9 protein-coding genes are annotated in these 17,525 nt (G+C 46.8%); 3 read left to right on the top strand and 6 right to left on the bottom strand.

All coding sequences use genetic code 11. From position 1 onward, the window contains the following. Nucleotides 1-28: 28 nt before the first annotated feature. From DWV53_RS02435 to argS, 4 genes are all read right to left on the bottom strand, one after another. Nucleotides 29-1,039, bottom strand: coding sequence for a FecR family protein (locus DWV53_RS02435; protein ID WP_118081394.1), 1,011 nt, complete (start codon nucleotides 1,037-1,039; stop codon nucleotides 29-31). A gap of 41 nt (nucleotides 1,040-1,080) precedes the next feature. After that, a complete protein-coding gene (locus DWV53_RS02430; protein WP_118151426.1) occupies nucleotides 1,081-1,638 on the bottom strand; it encodes an RNA polymerase sigma-70 factor in 558 nt (185 codons plus the stop codon). A 112-nt stretch (nucleotides 1,639-1,750) separates the two neighbouring features. After that, a complete protein-coding gene (locus DWV53_RS02425; RefSeq protein WP_117691849.1) occupies nucleotides 1,751-2,224 on the bottom strand; it encodes an RNase H family protein in 474 nt (157 codons plus the stop codon). 154 nt (nucleotides 2,225-2,378) lie between these two features. Beyond that, entirely contained in the window at nucleotides 2,379-4,199 is a 1,821-nt protein-coding gene (gene argS / locus DWV53_RS02420; RefSeq protein ID WP_117587889.1) for an arginine--tRNA ligase, read from the bottom strand. Nucleotides 4,200-4,547: 348 nt separating this feature from the next. Here argS and DWV53_RS02415 point away from each other — a divergent pair, with 348 nt between their 5' ends. After that, on the top strand, nucleotides 4,548-7,169 hold the full coding sequence (locus tag DWV53_RS02415; protein WP_118151424.1) for a rhamnogalacturonan lyase: 2,622 nt from the start codon (nucleotides 4,548-4,550) through the stop codon (nucleotides 7,167-7,169). A 150-nt stretch (nucleotides 7,170-7,319) separates the two neighbouring features. Here DWV53_RS02415 and DWV53_RS02410 read toward each other — a convergent pair whose 3' ends face one another. Both DWV53_RS02410 and DWV53_RS02405 read right to left on the bottom strand, forming a co-directional pair. Continuing rightward, nucleotides 7,320-7,511, bottom strand: a complete 192-nt coding sequence (locus tag DWV53_RS02410; protein ID WP_118081417.1) for a hypothetical protein — start codon at nucleotides 7,509-7,511, stop codon at nucleotides 7,320-7,322. A 340-nt stretch (nucleotides 7,512-7,851) separates the two neighbouring features. Beyond that, complete coding sequence (locus DWV53_RS02405; protein WP_259318891.1) at nucleotides 7,852-11,862, bottom strand: hybrid sensor histidine kinase/response regulator transcription factor; 4,011 nt, start codon at nucleotides 11,860-11,862, stop codon at nucleotides 7,852-7,854. A gap of 338 nt (nucleotides 11,863-12,200) precedes the next feature. On the opposite strand from DWV53_RS02405, the gene DWV53_RS02400 reads away from it, so the two are divergent. Together DWV53_RS02400 and DWV53_RS02395 are read left to right on the top strand one after the other, a co-directional pair. Next, nucleotides 12,201-15,476 carry a SusC/RagA family TonB-linked outer membrane protein gene (locus DWV53_RS02400; RefSeq protein ID WP_118081407.1) on the top strand — a complete coding sequence of 1,092 codons (3,276 nt, stop codon included), beginning with the start codon at nucleotides 12,201-12,203 and terminating at the stop codon, nucleotides 15,474-15,476. Between the two features lie 18 nt (nucleotides 15,477-15,494). Next, nucleotides 15,495-17,501: a RagB/SusD family nutrient uptake outer membrane protein gene (locus DWV53_RS02395; protein WP_118081408.1), complete on the top strand. Its 2,007-nt coding sequence runs from the start codon at nucleotides 15,495-15,497 to the stop codon at nucleotides 17,499-17,501. Nucleotides 17,502-17,525 lie beyond the last annotated feature (24 nt).

The raw sequence follows: 17,525 nt of genomic DNA, 5'->3' as shown, positions 1-17,525 counted from the left end.
CCTTTTGTTTACCTATTATAATATATGCCTACCTGATGATTACTTCATCTTTCTTCACTTCATATTCCAGACCAGGAACCAGGTTCTTCAGGACAAACATGGCTCCCGAGAGGGTTTCGCCACGGTTGAAATGAACTGTAACCTTCGTCTTCTGGTGAATCTTTGAACGGAAGGTGAATTTCACTCCGTATGCATTACCCAGAATCTTACCAGCTTCTGCCAGCGTTACATCGTTCAGGTCAATCTCCTTGTTGCGCCAGCTTGTACCATCTTCTTCGGCCGAAACCTTGCGGAGATTTACTGCCTTGGTCTTTACATTATATACTAACTGGTCGTTAGGTTTCATGCTGTAAACCTTGTCTTCCTGACCTATGATGCGGAGTTCTATCTTGCCGGTTTTGAGTGTGGCAGATACTTCATCTGTATTTGAATAAGATGAAACCGTAAAAGAGGTGCCCAAGTCGGTAATCTCGAAATGAGGAGTGCTGACGTGGAACGGCTGGGCATCATCATGCCTGATGTCGAAGAATGCCTCTCCCGACAGGAAAACCTTGCGTTCTTCTGCCCCCTTGAAAGAGGAAGGATAGAGGAGTACGGAACTCTGGCTGAGTCTTACTTTCGTTCCGTCTGCCAAGGCGATGACTTTGCTCTCTTCGTTGATGGTATGTTCCTGGAGCATGGTTGCCAGTTTTATATCCTTGAGTTGGTTGTTCATCTGGACGTAGAGCTTGCCGAATACAATCAGCATCAGCAGCGGTACGAAGACGGCAGCCAGTTTGGCAAAGTTGAAGATTCGAAGCGATTTTTTCTTTTCTATTTCTCTTGTTTCTTCTGTTTCGAAGAGGCGGTTGTATGCAGCAGAAATTTCTTCTTCTTCCATATAGGCTGAATCAGCCTTGTCCCATAATTCTCTAAATGCCTCGTTCGCCTCTTTATCGTCTTGTGTATTGGAAATCCTATCTAATACCCTTTCTTTTATTTCATCCGGCACATTGTGCCCGCTATAATAATCTATGATATCCCTTATCTTTGTTGCCATAATAAAAACTTCATTTATTTTTAAGACATGTTTCAATGGTGTTACACCCAATGCCAAGGTAACAAAATCATCAAATATAAGGCTTTTTTAATTTCTTTAAGAGCTAGGTTAAGATGATTTTCTACCGTTTTCTTCTGAATACCCAGGCGCTGGGCTATCTCTTCGTTCTTGAGATGCTGTTCGCGGCTCATGCGATAAATCATCTGGCGTTGTTGCGGCATGCTTTCTACCACCATGTCGATGAGCAGTTGGGTATCCTTTGCCACCACATCGTCATGTGGCGAAGATTCGTTGGCATATCTGTCTGGCAGACTGTCAATATCTATTGGGATGATGTGCTTGGAGGAAATATAGTTGATGACAGTATATTTTGCCAAAATAAAGAGGTAGGAATCGAAGTTCTGGATATCGGCAAACTTCTCGCGTTTGTTCCATACCTTTAAGAAGATGAGCTGGCTGACGTCATCAGCATCATCTTCGTTTTTCAAGAGCATGGCTACAAAACGATGTACCTTAGGATAGAACCTGCGGAACATCGTTTCGTATGCTTTCTTGTCTCCTTTCGACATTAATAATATTGTTTCTTTTTCTATTTCCATTCTTACGATTATGTATGTTTAATACGGTAATAGCTGCAAAATTAAACAAAATATCTGAAATTGCAAGCTTTTGCGGGCATTATTTCGGGAAAGGCACATAAAAATGTCCTTTTTATCCCTTTCTTCCGAAATCGGCTGGAATCTCGCCCCATTTCTTCGTCTCCCATTTTATAATAGGTATGTTGATGGGGTGGGTGCGGAGCCAGTTTTCGGCTCGGGCGATGACCTGGTAGAGCTGTTCGGTCTGGGGAGTGCGCTCCAGTTTGGTCTTGCATTGTTTCTTGCTTACCCAGAGCTGGGCATTCACGCTGTCGCTATAAATTACCTTGTCGGTAATGCCCTTCTGCTGCATCAGGGCGAGGGCATGGACGATGGCGAGAAACTCGCCGATGTTGTTGGTGCCGTGGATAGGACCATAATGGAAAACCTGGGCACCGGTCTGAAGGTCGATGCATTGGTATTCCATCGGACCGGGATTGCCGGAACAGGCGGCATCCACAGCCCAGGCGTTGGCTCTTACCTCGTTGGGCAGAGGCAAGACTGTATCGTTTCTCCATGAAGGAGGATTTACGGGCATTTTATTCATCTTTATTCTTTTTGGGGTTGGAAAACAAAAAGGATTGGCTAAAACTGAAATGAGCATGCACCTTGGAGTCGAGCTCCAGGGCCATGCTCATTATGTCAAATAGTCAATATTTTTTTTATTTTTAAATTGTAGGTTATTATATCTTATGTATATATTACATTCTTTCTGGAACCTCGATGCCGAGCAGAGACATACCGTTCTTCAGGATCTTAGCCACGTTGGCTGCAAGAACCAGACGGGTAATCTTCTCAGCCTCGCTCTCAGCATTCAGGATGCTGTAGTCGTGATAGAACTGGTTGAACTCCTTGGTCAACTCGTAGCAGTAGTTAGCGATACCACCAGGGTTGTAGTTGTTGCCGGCATCGGCTACGGCTGCTGCGAAGTCGTTCATCTTCTGGATGAGGTCAATCTCCTTCTCGTTGATAGGAGCATCTGCGCCCAACTCAGCAGGAATCTCGATGCCCTCGGCAGCTGCCTTGCGCATGATGCTGCGGATACGAGCATAGGTATACTGGATGAAAGGACCTGTGTTACCGTTGAAGTCGATACTCTCTTCTGGGTTGAAGAGCATGTTCTTGCGGGCATCTACCTTGAGGATGAAGTACTTCAACGCTCCGAGACCCACGATGCGTGAAATCTCCTGGCGCTCTTCCTCGCTCATGTCCTTGAACTTGCCAAGCTCATCGCTTGTCTGGCGAGCATCCTTAATCATCTCTGCCATCAGGTCATCAGCATCTACTACGGTTCCCTCACGGCTCTTCATCTTACCGTTAGGCAACTCTACCATACCATAAGAGAAGTGAACCAAGTCCTTACCCCACTTGAAGCCGAGACGGTCGAGCAGGATAGAGAGCACCTGGAAGTGGTAGTTCTGCTCGTTACCTACTACGTAGATCATCTTGTCGATAGGGAAATCCTTGAAACGGAGGTCGGCAGTACCGATGTCCTGAGTCATATAAACAGAGGTGCCGTCTGAACGGAGCAGGAGTTTCTGGTCGAGACCCTCGTTGGTGAGGTCAGCCCAAACAGAGTTATCGTCCTTGCGGAAGAAGAGACCCTTCTCCAATCCTTCTTCTACCTTCTTCTTACCTTCGAGGTAAGTATTTGACTCATAATATATCTTGTCGAAACTTACACCCATCATCTTGTAAGTCTCATCGAAGCCAGCGTAAACCCAGTTGTTCATCTTCTGCCAGAGAGCACGAACCTCAGGGTCGTTGTTCTCCCACTTTACGAGCATCTCGTGAGCCTCCTTGATCAGCGGAGCCTCTACTTTAGCTTTCTCTGTGGCAGCTTCTTCGTCCATGCCCTCCTTCATGTACTGAGCCTTGAGCTCTGCGATTTCCTCACGATAGTGCTTGTCGAAGGCTACATAGTAGTCGCCGATGAGGTGGTCGCCCTTCTTGCCGGAAGTTTCAGGAGTTTCGCCATTGCCCCACTTGAGCCAGGCGAGCATAGACTTACAGATGTGGATACCACGGTCGTTAACGATGTTTGTCTTGATTACCTTGTTGCCGTTAGCCTCCATAATCTGGGCCAGAGACCAGCCGAGGAGGTTGTTGCGCACGTGACCGAGGTGGAGAGGCTTGTTGGTGTTAGGAGAAGAGTACTCGATCATGACGAGCGGACTGTTCTCAGTAACTGGCTTCTCACCAAACTTAGGGTCAGCGTTGATGGTGTTCAAGAGTCCTACCCAAGCGGCAGGAGCGATAGAAAGGTTGAGGAAACCCTTAACCACGTTGAAGTCTGCGATAACATTAGCGCAGTTTTTCTTCAGGTATTCGCCGATTTCCTGTGCTGTATCCTCAGGCTTTTTCTTCGACATTTTGAGGAATGGGAATACGACGAGGGTAAGGTTACCTTCGAAATTACTCTTGGTCTTCTGCAGGGCTACCATCTTCTCAGGTACGTCCTGACCATAAAGCTCCTTCACCGCCGCGATGACAGAGCTGATGATTTCGTTTTCTATCTTCATTATTTAAATATCTATTTTTACCGGTAAAAAATTCTTTTTGTCTCTATTTTGCTGAAGCTTTGCAAACTTTTATTTTGCTGAAGCTTTGCGAAAGAGGGGTTTGCAAGTTCCCTCTTCCTCTTTGCGGTTGCAAATTTACAAATAAAAATTGAATTAGGCAAAGAAAAGTTTGCATATTCTTGTTTTTTTTATTACTTTTGCAACAAAAATGAGGATTAAAGTCTCTTTTGTCTTGTTCTCCACCTAAAATAGAGAAATCTGTGTGGATTCAATTAAACAAATAGAGAACAATCTTATGAACAATTAAACTTAGAAACAATAAACTTAAGAACAAATAAACTAAAGAACATGAAATTGCATTTTTTGTTGGCTGCTTTATTGGCAGCAAATTCCTTCTCTGCTTCAGCTCAGCAGGTAAAGGAAAAGTTGAATCGTGCCCCCGTGGCTGTCAAGACCAGTCAGGGTATTTTGGTTTCCTGGCGTTCGCTTACTTCGGATGCCAAGAATCTGGCCTTCGATGTGTATCGCAATGGCAAGAAGGTGGCTTCTGCCGTTTCTGATGTTACCAGTTATCTGGATGCCAACGGCAAGCCTGGCGATACTTATCGCATCGTGTCTTCGGCAGGTGAAACGAGCGAGGCCATTGCCTGGAACAACATGTTTACCACCTTCGATGTGAAGCGTCCTGCCAGTATCAAGAGTGGAAACACCACGGGAAGATACCGCCCGGACGATATGGCGGTGGGCGACTTGGATGGCGACGGCAACTATGAACTGATTCTGAAATGGTTGCCCGACAACCAGCGTGACAGCGGAAAGGACGGCTATGCTTCGCCGGTCATCATCGGCGCTTATCGCATGGATGGCACTCCGCTGTGGGAGAAGAACATCAACCTGGGACTCAACGTCCGTTCGGGCAACCATACCACGCAGATGGTGGTTTATGATTTCGATGGCGACGGAAAGGCTGAGCTGATCTGCAAGACGGCCAATGGCTCTACCGATGGCAAGGGCAGGTTTGTAACCGAGGCTGGCGATGCCAAAATCCAGGCGGTGGATAATACCAAGACCTATCTTAACAGCAAGGGTAGAGTAACCGGCGGCGAGGAATTCCTAACCATATTCAATGGTGAAACGGGCGAGGCGATGCACACCATCTGGTATTCGCCAAGCCGTTCGGGAGAAGACTTCCCTTCTTCGGCTACTGCCAATTCCAGTTTCTTCGGCGATAGCAACTGCAATCGTTCGGAGCGTTTCAATGCCTGTGCCGCTTATCTAGACGGCATGGACAAGTTGCCATCGGCTGTGTTCCAGCGCGGATATTACAAGAACTGCTTCCTGTGGGCTGTGGATTGGAATGGTAAGGAACTTTCTACCCGCTGGCTTCATAAGGGCCTGAGTAATAAGTGGGAAGTAGTGGATGCCAAGGGCCAGGTGCTCAGTTCGGGAACGGGAAATTCCAGTTTCGGACAGGGGGTACACGGCATTTCCGTGGGCGATGTGAACAACGATGGCTATGATGATATCTGTATTGGTGCGGCTACCATCGGTTATGATGGTAAGTTGCTCTGTGCCACGGGAAAGGGTCATGGCGATGCCATCCATCTGACCGATCTTTGTCCCGACCGTCCTGGTCTGGAGGTGATGATGCCTCACGAGGAAAAGGCGGGCGGTTATGGCTGGGATGTACACGATGCCACCACCGGAGAATTTCTTTGCGTAGCCACGGGTGATAGAGACAACGGGCGCGGACTGGCGGCAGATTTCGTGCCTGCCAACAGAGGATTCGAGTTTTGGTCGAGCACGGATGCTGATGTGCGCGATTGTGCCACCGGCAATACGGTGATAGCCGGCAAAAAGCCTGATACCAACTTCAGAATCTATTGGACGGGCGATCCATACGACCAGACTTTCGATGGCCGATACAGTACCACAACGGGTGGTTATTCTCCACGCATCCAAAACTATAATACGGCAAGAAAGAGCATCGTCACCTTCCAGAACTTCTATGAATATGGAAATCCTTCGGCGTGCAATACCACCAAGGCTACTCCATGTCTGCAGGCAGACCTGCTGGGCGACTGGCGCGAGGAGCTGATTATGTTCCAGCATGAGGACGATTATACTTCGCCAACTTGTAAGATCATGATTTTCTCTACTCCGGAGCCTACTAAATATAAGGTGCCTTGCCTGATGCAAGACCATGTTTATCGCATGGGCGTAGTATGGCAGAATTCATCTTACAACCAGCCGCCTCATCTGGGTTATTATCTGCCGGATTACCTGGGGGTAGATGGAAAAACCTACGTTACCCAGACCGTGAGCCATGCTCCTGAAAAGGTGGCTGTAGAGAAGCCTACCAATGGTATGGAAGAGATGAAGGCACCTGCCGAAGACAAGGCGATCATCAAGGGTACCTGCTATACGGCAGGCGAGAAGGGTGAGATAACTGCCTCTTCATCTAATGGTTACATCAAGATGAGAACCAATAACAATGGTGAAACCATCATCTTCTCCGTAAATGCCGGTTATCGCATCACGGGCATCAATGTGGAGGGTTACAGCAACAACACCTCTACCACAGCCGACCGCTCTATCTATCTTACGGGCGTTTATGTGGATGGAAGCGAAAGCTCTATCTTGGCAAATCAGGTAACTTTGCCTGGTGGTACCGCCGGCCAGAGCCCTGTAACCATCTATCTCAAGAATTTCGCTGCAACCCAGAGTATCAAGTTGGCGTTCGACAACTCTAACATTACGAGTGGCGATGTGGATGCCAAGGGTAAGAATAAGCAGATTTTTGCCAGGGTAACCTTTACTTACGAGCAGATAACCAACGGCATTAAGGAGGTTTACACAGCCGTGGTGAAGGAGGATGGCAAAATTTACAACATGCTGGGTCAGCAGGTTGAGCAGATGCAGGCAGGTCAGATGTATATCTGTAATGGCAAGAAATTTATCGCCAGATAAACCCGAAAGCAGGATCTCTATACAAAAAGGAGCAAAGACGAATCGGTAAAACCGGTAAGTCTTTGCTCCTTTTCTATACTTATAGATGGATATTACTCTTGTTTATTGCTAGATATTACTTTTGTAATTTACAATCCTTTGTGTGTAATTTTATCCCTCGAGGATAATTGATGCCACGTCTTCGGGCGAATTCCATAGGATTCCGTCTTGCAACTCGTCGTCGGTAAATCCGTTGAGTGCTTCCTGTGCTTCCCTTGGAGTAATGGCTGGAGTGCCGTCCTCGTTCTTAGCATCGAGCAAAGCCTGCAAGATGGCTGCTCTGTATTCTTCGATTGTCATCATAATTTTTATGTCGTTTCGTTGTTTATTATATGATGGCAAAGGTAATGCATTTTTTCGGAAATACCAAACTTTTTTGTCATTTTCTTTTAGCGGATATTGAAAAAGTTTTATATATTTATATGCCTTTCTATGATGGTATGGGTATATATATAATAAGGTGTACAGAGCACATAAGAACATATTTCCCGCCTTTTCAGGAGTAAAAAACTCATAGTTTTTGATCGCGTAACTCACCGTTTTGTATACTGCAATAGCTTAATCTCTTGCTGGGTTCTCTAAAAAAAACAACACGGACAAATTGAATTTGTCTGTGTTGTTTTTTGCCAGTTTGATAGGGCATTTACCTCTTTTTCAGTTGCTCAGCATACTCCTTCGGGAAGATACCGAACTCCTTCTTGAAGCATTTGGAGAAATACTTCGGAGTGTTGAAACCCACCTGGGTTGCCACTTCGCTGATCAGAATGTTAGGGTTCGACCGGATGATGCGCTGAGCTTCCTTCAGGCGGATGCTGGTGATGAAGGCAATGACCGTTTGCCCTGTTGTGGCTTTCACCTTATTATATAGAGTGGATTCGCTCATCACCATATCCTTGGCAAAAGAATCGCGGTTGTAATCGCCATCTGCAAGATGTTGCATCACTACCTCTGTGGCACGAGTGATGAATGCCTGATCTGGGTTGCTCAAATGTAACGCAGTCTGTGTTTCGCTCTCCGTGCTGGTTTGGAGCGCAACTTCTGCCTGAATCTTCTCTATCATCTTCTTGCGGTTGGCAAGAAGGGCATTGATCCGGACTTCCAGCTCCTCAAACTTGAAAGGCTTGGTGATGTAGGCATCTGCTCCTGCGGCATAAGCCTCGGTCTTGTCCTCTTCCTTGCTCTTGGCGGTGAGCAGGATGATAGGCAGCTGCCAGAAACTCTTGTCAGACTTCAGCTGCTTGGTCAGTTCGATACCATCCATGATTGGCATCATCACGTCGCTCACCACGAGGTCGAGTTTCTCCTTCATGATGATGTTTTTCGCCTGCTTTCCGTTCTTTGCCGTAAACACATGATAGTTCTTGCTCAATACCTGCAGCATCAGGGCGAGCAGTTCCTCGTTGTCCTCCACCACCAGGATCTTGCTCGCATTCTTTCTGATGAAGATGCTCTGGCGGACAGGTGCCAGCTTAGGTTTGTCTTCAGAAGCAGGTTGGAATTCCAGCTTCGTTTCCTGGCTTGCCTGTCTGATGGCTTCCCGATTTACTGCATTTGTTTTTTCAGAATTGTCTATTTCATCTGGTGCATACGCACTTTTTCTGATAGACAGGGTGATGGTGAAGGTAGTGCCTTCGCCTTCCTGACTTTCACATTGGATATCGCCATGATGCAGTTTCACCAGGTCGTGGGTCAACGACAGTCCGATGCCGGTTCCCGGCATGTTCTGCTTGCGGTAGTCGCCATCGAAGAATCGGGTGTAGAGATGCTTCATCTTCTCTTTCGACATACCGATGCCATTATCCGCGATGGTGATGATGGCCTGTTCCTTGCTGAGGCTGAGTGATACATCAATCTTGCCTCCCACCTTATTATATTTAATGGCGTTGGAGAGCAGGTTGTAGATGATCTTATCCATCTTGTCGGCATCAAACCATGCCATGCCTTCAGTCTTCGGCTTCTCCAGGGATAGGGTAATCTTCTGGTGTTCAGCCATCGGACGGATATTCTCGCAAGCTTCTTCTATGAACGAAATCAGGTTTCTGCGGCTCACGAGCAGATGCAGCTGTCCTGCCTGCGACTTTCTCACTTCCAGGATCTGTTGCAGGAGTCGGGTGGTGCGGTTGATGTTGCTGTCTATCACCAGATAGTCTTCCTCATACTGTGGTGCTCTTTCCTTGAGCTTGTAGATGGTGGCAGAAATGACGGTGAGCGGGGTGAGCAGCTCGTGGGTGATATTGGTAAGGATAACACCCATCTGCAGGCTGTTTCTGGTCTTCACCTGCTCCTTATACCATCTGGCAGCAGCAAAGATGCCGCCTATCAGCATCAGGATATAGAGCATGAAGGCTATTCTGGATGCATACCATGGCGGCAGCACCTTGATGGTGATGGTGTAGGGCAGTTCCTGCCACTGACCATAGCTGTCGGTGGCCTTCAGACGCAATCTGTAGGTTCCTGCGCTTAGGTTCTGGAAGGTGGCTTTGTGAACATCAGGCTTGCAGTATTGCCAGTCTTCATCATAACCTTCCAGCTGGTAGGCATAGACATTCTTGCTGGCATTGCCGTAAGTGAGGAGTGCAAACTCGATATCAAACTTCTTCACCTTTGCCGGTATGGTAATCTCCTGGGTATAGTGAGGCATTTCTTTCGAAATATCACTTTTGAGAACAGAGTCCAGCATGGCAAATGGCACGTCGTCTATCAGCAGGTCGGTAATGATGAGCTTGCTGTTCTTCTTGTGATGCTTCATTCCCATAAGAGGAGATGGAGTGAAGGAGAAGAAGCCTGTTCTTCCGCCGAAGAAGATTTCCTTGCCAAACTGATAACTGGCATCCGCCGAAAAATGGACTTCTCCCAAACCGTCTTCCCGGGTAAAGTAAGTGATGTTGCGCAAGTCTTCCGCATCCTGACTTTTCCAGGTAATATAAGCCAGAGACTTGTTGAGCGCTACCCAGATATTGCCGAAAGCATCGCCTTCTATGGAGAAGGTCTGGTCATCCGGAAGATGAATCTTTCGGTTCTGGTATTCAAAACGGTCTTCCTCCTTATTATATAGGAAGAGTCCGCCACTGTTTGATATCGCCCAGAGTCTGCCCTGCTTGTCCTCCATACATTTCTGGGCATCATTGATGGCAAACAGCTGGTTTTTAAAGCTGTATTGCTTGTATTTCAGCGATCGGATGTTCTTGGGATTTCCCGAAATGCGGATGATGCCTTCATTATTGGTAGAGACCCAGATGTTACCCTGCCTATCCTGGCAGATGTTACGGATGTCACAGCTGCTGAAGTCGTTTTTACCTTCTTTCATGGTCAGGAAGTAGCCTGTATTGTCTGGATACACGATACTCATACCATTGCGGCTTCCTATCCACATGGTTTTATCCTTTGATTCGAAAACAGCATTGACAAAGTCTTCTTGGATGTATTTGGTATTGCTGCGATTCAGTTCGAAGGCATTTCCCTCCTTTGGTTTGACTACGATACCATAGTTGTTGACCGCAAACCAGATTTCCCCATTGCTTCTTTTGGCAATGCTGGTGATACTCGTGGTTAGCGTATAGTCGTGCAAACTGCCAAAACCTGGAATTTCACTATTATAATAGGTGGCACCGGTGTATCTGTTGTAGAGCGCTACTCCGTATGGGTTGAGCCCCAGCCAGAACCATGCTCCATCGGTGGTTAGTATGGCATTCACGTAGTTGATGGTAGGGGCATTCTGAAGATTTCCCAGATGCCACTGCCTGAAGAGCGATGGTGTGGTAGTAATCTGCAGGACTCCATCATTCTGCGTGCAGAGCCAGATGTTGCCCCCCCCATCTGTGCAGATATCATTGCAGTAGATGAGTCGGCTGTTGCCTATCTGGGTATATTTCTGCCAGCTGGCCTGCGGCAGGTTTTCATCGAGAAAGCAGATGCCTTCTCTTGTGCATGCCCAGAGAGTATGCGTAGTAGGGTCTTCTACGAATTTATAGAAGATGTCGAAATTATTGGTTGTATAGGGATATTGATGATATTGCGGATTCTTCAGATTGTCCGGATTGCTGATGCACAGCACTCCGTATCCCCAGGTTCCTACCCAGAGACGATGGTTTCTGTCGAAAAAGAGCGAGTAGGCAGAATTTATGTCATTCAGCTTCGGGTAGCTGCGGAATACGTTGCTGCCACGTTTCAGACGCATCAGTCCGGAAGACCAGGTACCGATGAGAAGGTCGCCGTTTTTGTCTTCAGTTACACATTTTACGCTGAAAGAATTGAGGCGCTGTTTCTTTCCGTTTTCATCGATGCGCCAGGCATTCCTGGAAGTATAGGTATAGAAGGATTCATTTTCCGGATTGAAATAAGATAATCCTCCATCTGTACCAACCCAGAGTGTACCATCTCTCGAAACAAAGAGATGGTAGATGATTCTCTGATCTTCGCTTGGCAGGAAATAGGTCTTGAAAACGCCAGTCTTCCGGTTTATCTTTACCAGGCCGTTTCGGGTTCCCAGCCAGAGGTTCTGCTCGTGGTCTTCTGCCATGGAACGGATGTCGTTGTTGGGAAGAATACCTGGAGAAAGAGCATTCGATTTATACGATTTCACGGTATAGCCATCGTATGATTTGAGTCCGGAATTGGTTCCCACCCACATCATTCCTTCGCTATCTAGTATCATGCAATGGCTTTCAGACGCTGGCGAAATGTTAAAAGATGCAATGCTGCGGTATGGAAATGTTTCCGCTTTAGCAATGATGCAGCACACAAAAGTCAGTATCAAATATATCGTTCTCATCTTGATTATTAGTATTTCTTTGTATTTTGGGTACAAATTTACAGCTTTTTCCCGAATTTTTCCCTTATTTTCTCGAATTTTTCCCTAATATATGATAAAAAAGACCGAATTTTGCAATTGTGAAGCAATAAAAGTTGCCTTGGCGAGAGCGAAGGCGGCACTTTACATTTTTTTTACATAAACAGTATAATATAAACTAATAAATTAAAATACAACTTAAAATGGAAAATCTTAAGCTAATAACATCGTCTAGAAGATTGATGGCTTTGGCAGCTTTGGCAACTGGCGTTGCTTTGCCTCCACAATCTATCATGGCAGCTTCTACAGCTCAGGTTGTTCAGCAGTCGGGTGTCGTTAAAGGTCAGGTTCTTGATCCTTCTGGTGAGCCGGTAATCGGTGCTACCGTAAAGGTTAAGGGTTCCAAGACGGGTACTGTTACCGATATTGATGGTAACTTCTCGCTCAGTGCTGCTCCAGGTGCTATGGTCGAAGTGTCTTATATAGGTTATAAGACCATGACGGTAAAAGCTGGTAATGGTCCGTTGAACGTTACTTTGGAAGACGACAATCAGGCTTTGAGTGAAGTAGTTGTCGTAGGTTTCGGTACTCAGAAGAAGGTAAACCTCACTGGTGCTGTCTCTGTAATCGACAGCAAGGAGATTGCTTCCCGTCCTGTTGCCAATGCTACCCAGGCATTGCAGGGTCTGGTTCCTGGTTTGCAGATTTCCAGTTCATCTGGTTCTATGGATGCTACTCCTAATGTAAATGTACGTGGTACTACTACCATTGGTGAGGGTTCCAAGGGTACTCCATTGATCTTGATTGATGGTTCTGAGGGTGATTTGAATACCATCAACCCACAGGATATCGAAAGTGTATCTGTATTGAAGGATGCTGCTGCATCTTCAATCTATGGTTCCCGTGCACCTTTCGGTGTAATCTTGGTTACTACCAAGAAAGGTAAGTCGGGTAAGGTTACAGTCAACTATAATAACAGCTTCCGTTTCAGCGGAATGATTCGTGGCAAGCACATGATGAACTCTGTTGACTATGCAGCATGGGTAAACGATGCTCATACCAATGGTGGTAGTGGTGTGTTCTTCGATCAGGAGCGTATGGATAAGATCGTGGCTTATCACAATGCCACTCCTGTAGGTCCTGGTACCCGAAAGGATGCCAATGGTAACCTGCTCTACGGTATCGATTCCAGCAACGGCACAACATGGAATGATGGCTACGCCTATGGTGTAGATGACGTAGATTGGTATGATGCCTTGTATAAGAGCACAGCCTTCTCTCAGGAGCATAACGCAAGTGTGAGCGGCGGTAATGATAAGTTTAATTTCTATGCTTCTTTCAACTACCTGCACAATGGCGGTTTCATGAAGCTGGATAAGGATAAGAACGACCGTTACAATACGGCAGCTAAGATTGGTGCGCAGATTACCGATTGGCTGCACCTGGATTACTCTACCCGCTGGACCCGTACCGATTTCCAGCGCCCTGCTAATTTGACCAACAGTCTGTATCAGGACTTGGCACGTCAGGGTTGGCCGGTATTGCCTTTGCAGGATCGCAACGGTTACTATTATTCTGCACCTTCTCCTGCCCTCGGTCTGGCTACAGCAGGTAAGGATACCAAGGAGCGTGACATTCTGAACCAGCAGGTGAACCTGTTGATTGAGCCTATCAAGAACTGGAGAACTCATATCGACTTCACCTATCGTTCAGAGAATACTGCACGCCACTGGGACAAGAAGATGCTCTACAACCATGATGTTGCCGGCAATCCTATCGTTTACGACAAGGGTTCCAATGTTCATGAGGATGAATATAAGGAGAACTACTATAACTTCCAGGCTTATACCGAGTACAACTTCTCTCTGGCTAAGAAGCATAACTTCCACGTAATGGGTGGTTTCCAGGCAGAGCAGTTGAGAAAGACCGAATTCGGTCTGCAGCGTAATGGTATCTTGGATGAGTCTCGTCTGGAGGTGGATCTGACCAATGGCTTGAGCTACGAAGGCAAGGAAATCGTTCCTTCCGTGAATGGTGGACGCAACCAGTGGCAGACAGCGGGCTTCTTCGGCCGTTTGAACTACAACTATGATGAGAAGTATCTTTTCGAGTTCAATATCCGTCATGATGGTACATCCAAGTTCCGTAGAAACAATATGTGGAAGACCTTCCCATCTTTCTCTTTGGGTTGGAACATCGCTCACGAAAACTTCTGGAAGCCATTGGAGAATACTGTAAATACCTTGAAGCTCCGTGCATCTTACGGTTCTTTGGGTAACCAGAATATTGATAACTGGTATCAGACCTATTCTACAGTAGCTTATAATTCTGTCGCAGGTGCCTGGCTTCAGGGTGGTAAGAAGACCAACATTACTGCAGCTCCAGGTCTGGTTTCTGCAGCCTTGGGTTGGGAAAAGGTAGAAAGCTATGATGTCGGTCTCGACTGGGGTGCTTTCAACAACCGCCTGACTGGTTCCTTCGATTACTATGTACGTAATACCAAGGACATGGTAGGTCCTGCTCCTGAGTTGCCTGCACTTTTGGGAACTGCTGTTCCTAAGACCAACAATACTGACCTCCGTACCACTGGTTGGGAGTTGCAGATTGGCTGGCGCGATCATCTGGAGAATGGCTTGAACTATGGTGTAACATTCAATGTTTCAGATGCTCAGGCTAAGGTAACCCGTTATCCAAACAACCCTACCGGTTCCTTGTCTAGCTATATCGAGAACCGCAAGGTAGGCGAAATCTGGGGTTATGAAACCATCGGAATTGCCAAGACTAATGATGAGATGAACCAGCATCTGGCTACCTTGCCAAATGGTGGACAGAGCCAGCTTGGCGACAAGTGGGCTGCTGGTGATATCATGTACAAGGACCTGGATGGCGACGGCAAGATCTCTAATGGAAGCAATACATTGGCAGACCATGGTGACTTGAAGGTTATCGGCAACAAAACTCCTCGTTATCTCTTCGGTCTTGATCTCACCGCCAGCTGGAAGGGGTTCGACTTCCGTGCATTCATGCAGGGTGTCATGAAGCGTGATTATTCTGATGCGAGAGAATTTCTGTTTGGAGCTACCGACTCTGGTGTATGGTGGGCTGCAGGTATTACCGGCGTTCAGGACTACTTCCGCGATTCAGAAACCTGGTCTGTCAAGAATGGCTACGAATCAGAGAATCTGAATGCCTATCTGCCACGTCCGCAGTACAGCGGGAAGAACATCCATACCCAGACACGCTATTTGCTCAATGCAGCTTATTTGCGTATGAAGAACCTTCAGATTGGCTATACCCTGCCACAGAGCTTGGTTTCAAAGGCAGGTTTGGGCAATGTCCGCTTCTTCGTTTCAGCAGAGAATTTGTTCACTATCACCGATCTTCCAAGTCAGTTCGACCCAGAGACCATCGATACCGATTATGGTAATGGTTATCCTCTCTCTCGCACTTTCTCTTTCGGTGTTAACGTTACATTATAATTAAAAGGAGATATTAATATGAAATTCAAACATATAGCACTTATGTCATTGGCACTTGCTGCATCCTTCTCTTCTTGTAGTGATTATCTGGAGCAGGAGCCACCATCAAGCTTACCTTCTGATGGATTCTTTACTTCAGAGGCAAAGGTGAAAGCTGCTGCCGATCAGTTCTATGGTGATGTCTTGCCAGGACACGCCAACTGGAGCTACGGTCTTTATGCCGGCGATGTGAATACCGACAACCAGATCAACTGGAAAGGTGATGGCAAGTTTGCCACAGGACTTTGGAAAACAGCCAATGATAACGGCAACTGGTCTTGGAATAATATCCGCAACATCAATTACCAGCTCAATTCTATCCTCGAGGCTCAGAAGGCTGGTAAGATCTCTGGTAGTGAGGCTATCATCAACCAGTATATCGGTGAGATCTACTTCATGAGAGCATACTGCTACTTTGATATGTTGCAGAAGTGGGGCGACCTTCCTATTGTAACCGAGGCATTCCCTGATAATGAGGAAATCCTGGTGGCTGCCAATAAGCGTCAGCCTTGCAACGAGGTGGCTCGTTTCATCATGGAAGACCTGGACAAGGCTATCTCGCTGATGCAGGATGGTTTTGACAAGAACCATACCCGTATCTCTCCAGATGCAGCTCGCCTGTTCAAGAGCCGTGTAGCTCTCTACGAGGGTTCTTGGCTGACTTATTTTGCCGGCACAGCTTTCGTTCCTAACGGCGAGGGATGGCCAGGCAAGGCTAAGGAGTATAATGCCAACTATCAGTATCCTACAGGTTCTGTTGATGCTGAGGCTAAGTATTTCCTGCAGGAGAGTGCCAAGGCTGCCGAAATGGTAGCTGACAAGTATAAGGATCAGTTGATGGTGAACACCGGTACTATTCCTCAGAAGGAAGGTGATCCTCAGAACCCTTACTTCAATATCTGGGGTACTACAGATATGTCGGGTACACCTGAGGTTATCCTTTGGCGCCAGTATAGCAAGGAGTTGGGTGTAGTCAATAATGTGGAGGTTGGTGTCCAGCATGGAGACTTTGGCGTAGGTCTCACCCGCTCTATGGTAGAGGGCTATGTGATGAAGGATGGTAAGCCTATCTATAATTCAGCCTATACCTATAGCGACCAGACTATCGCCGATGTAGCTACCAATCGTGACCCTCGTCTCACCATCTTCCTGAAGGTTCCTGGACAGAAGAATGTATTCAAGAATATGTCTGCTTCAGAGGATCACTATGTCATCGACGAGCCATATCCAACCATTACCACACGTAATGCCGAGAATGACTATTCTACAGGTTATGCAATCCGTAAGGGTGGTACCTTTGATAAGGCTAATACAGGTAATGGTAACTGCTACAATGCAGCTGAAATCTTCCGTGCTACCGAGGCACTGCTGAACTACATGGAGGCTGAGTATATGTTGACCAACAGTCTTTCTGGCAAGGTTCTGGAGTATTGGAAGGATGTACGTAAGGCTGCCGGCTTCACAGGTGATGCGGTTAATCCACAGGTTACCATCGATGCTACTGAGATGAGCAAGGAAACTGCCGACTGGGGTTCTTACTCTGCAGGCAAGCAGTTGACCGATAAGATTCTCTACAACATCCGCCGTGAGCGTCGTTGCGAGTTGATTTCAGAAGGTCTTCGTGGTATGGATTTGCAGCGTTGGCGTTCATACGATCAGTTGATGACAACTCCTGCTCACATGGAGGGTATTCATCTCTGGAATACTCCAATGCAGAGCTGGTATAACAACCTGAATGCTGATGGTTCTTCTAATGCCAACGTGTCAAGCTCTTCTCTGAGCGAGTACTATCGTCCATTGGAGGTGAACATGACAGCTACCAACAGCTACAAGGATGGTTTCACCTGGCACATGGCTCACTATCTGCAGCCACTTCCTATCAAGCAGTTCCTGCTTACAGCAAGTGATTATTCTTCTGTAGAGAAGAGTCCATTGTATCAGAACCCATATTGGCCAACATCAGCAGGTCAGTCAGCAGAGAAGTAATCTTCTAGACTAAACTAGATTAAA

Origin of the sequence: Segatella copri, from assembly GCF_003465495.1 — a bacterium.
Classification (GTDB): domain Bacteria; phylum Bacteroidota; class Bacteroidia; order Bacteroidales; family Bacteroidaceae; genus Prevotella; species Prevotella copri_G.
The sequence above is the reverse complement of the archived record's forward strand: the minus strand, read 5'-3'. Positions and strand labels throughout refer to the sequence as shown.

Excerpts from the sequence above, each read along its gene's own strand:
- DWV53_RS02435 (WP_118081394.1), bottom strand. The coding sequence starts at position 1,039 with ATGGCAACAAAGATAAGGGATATCATAGATTATTATAGCGGGCACAAT.
- DWV53_RS02430 (WP_118151426.1), bottom strand. The coding sequence starts at position 1,638 with ATGGAAATAGAAAAAGAAACAATATTATTAATGTCGAAAGGAGACAAG.
- DWV53_RS02425 (WP_117691849.1), bottom strand. The coding sequence starts at position 2,224 with ATGAATAAAATGCCCGTAAATCCTCCTTCATGGAGAAACGATACAGTC.
- argS (WP_117587889.1), bottom strand. The coding sequence starts at position 4,199 with ATGAAGATAGAAAACGAAATCATCAGCTCTGTCATCGCGGCGGTGAAG.
- DWV53_RS02415 (WP_118151424.1), top strand. The coding sequence starts at position 4,548 with ATGAAATTGCATTTTTTGTTGGCTGCTTTATTGGCAGCAAATTCCTTC.
- DWV53_RS02410 (WP_118081417.1), bottom strand. The coding sequence starts at position 7,511 with ATGATGACAATCGAAGAATACAGAGCAGCCATCTTGCAGGCTTTGCTC.
- DWV53_RS02405 (WP_259318891.1), bottom strand. The coding sequence starts at position 11,862 with ATGATACTAGATAGCGAAGGAATGATGTGGGTGGGAACCAATTCCGGA.
- DWV53_RS02400 (WP_118081407.1), top strand. The coding sequence starts at position 12,201 with ATGGAAAATCTTAAGCTAATAACATCGTCTAGAAGATTGATGGCTTTG.
- DWV53_RS02395 (WP_118081408.1), top strand. The coding sequence starts at position 15,495 with ATGAAATTCAAACATATAGCACTTATGTCATTGGCACTTGCTGCATCC.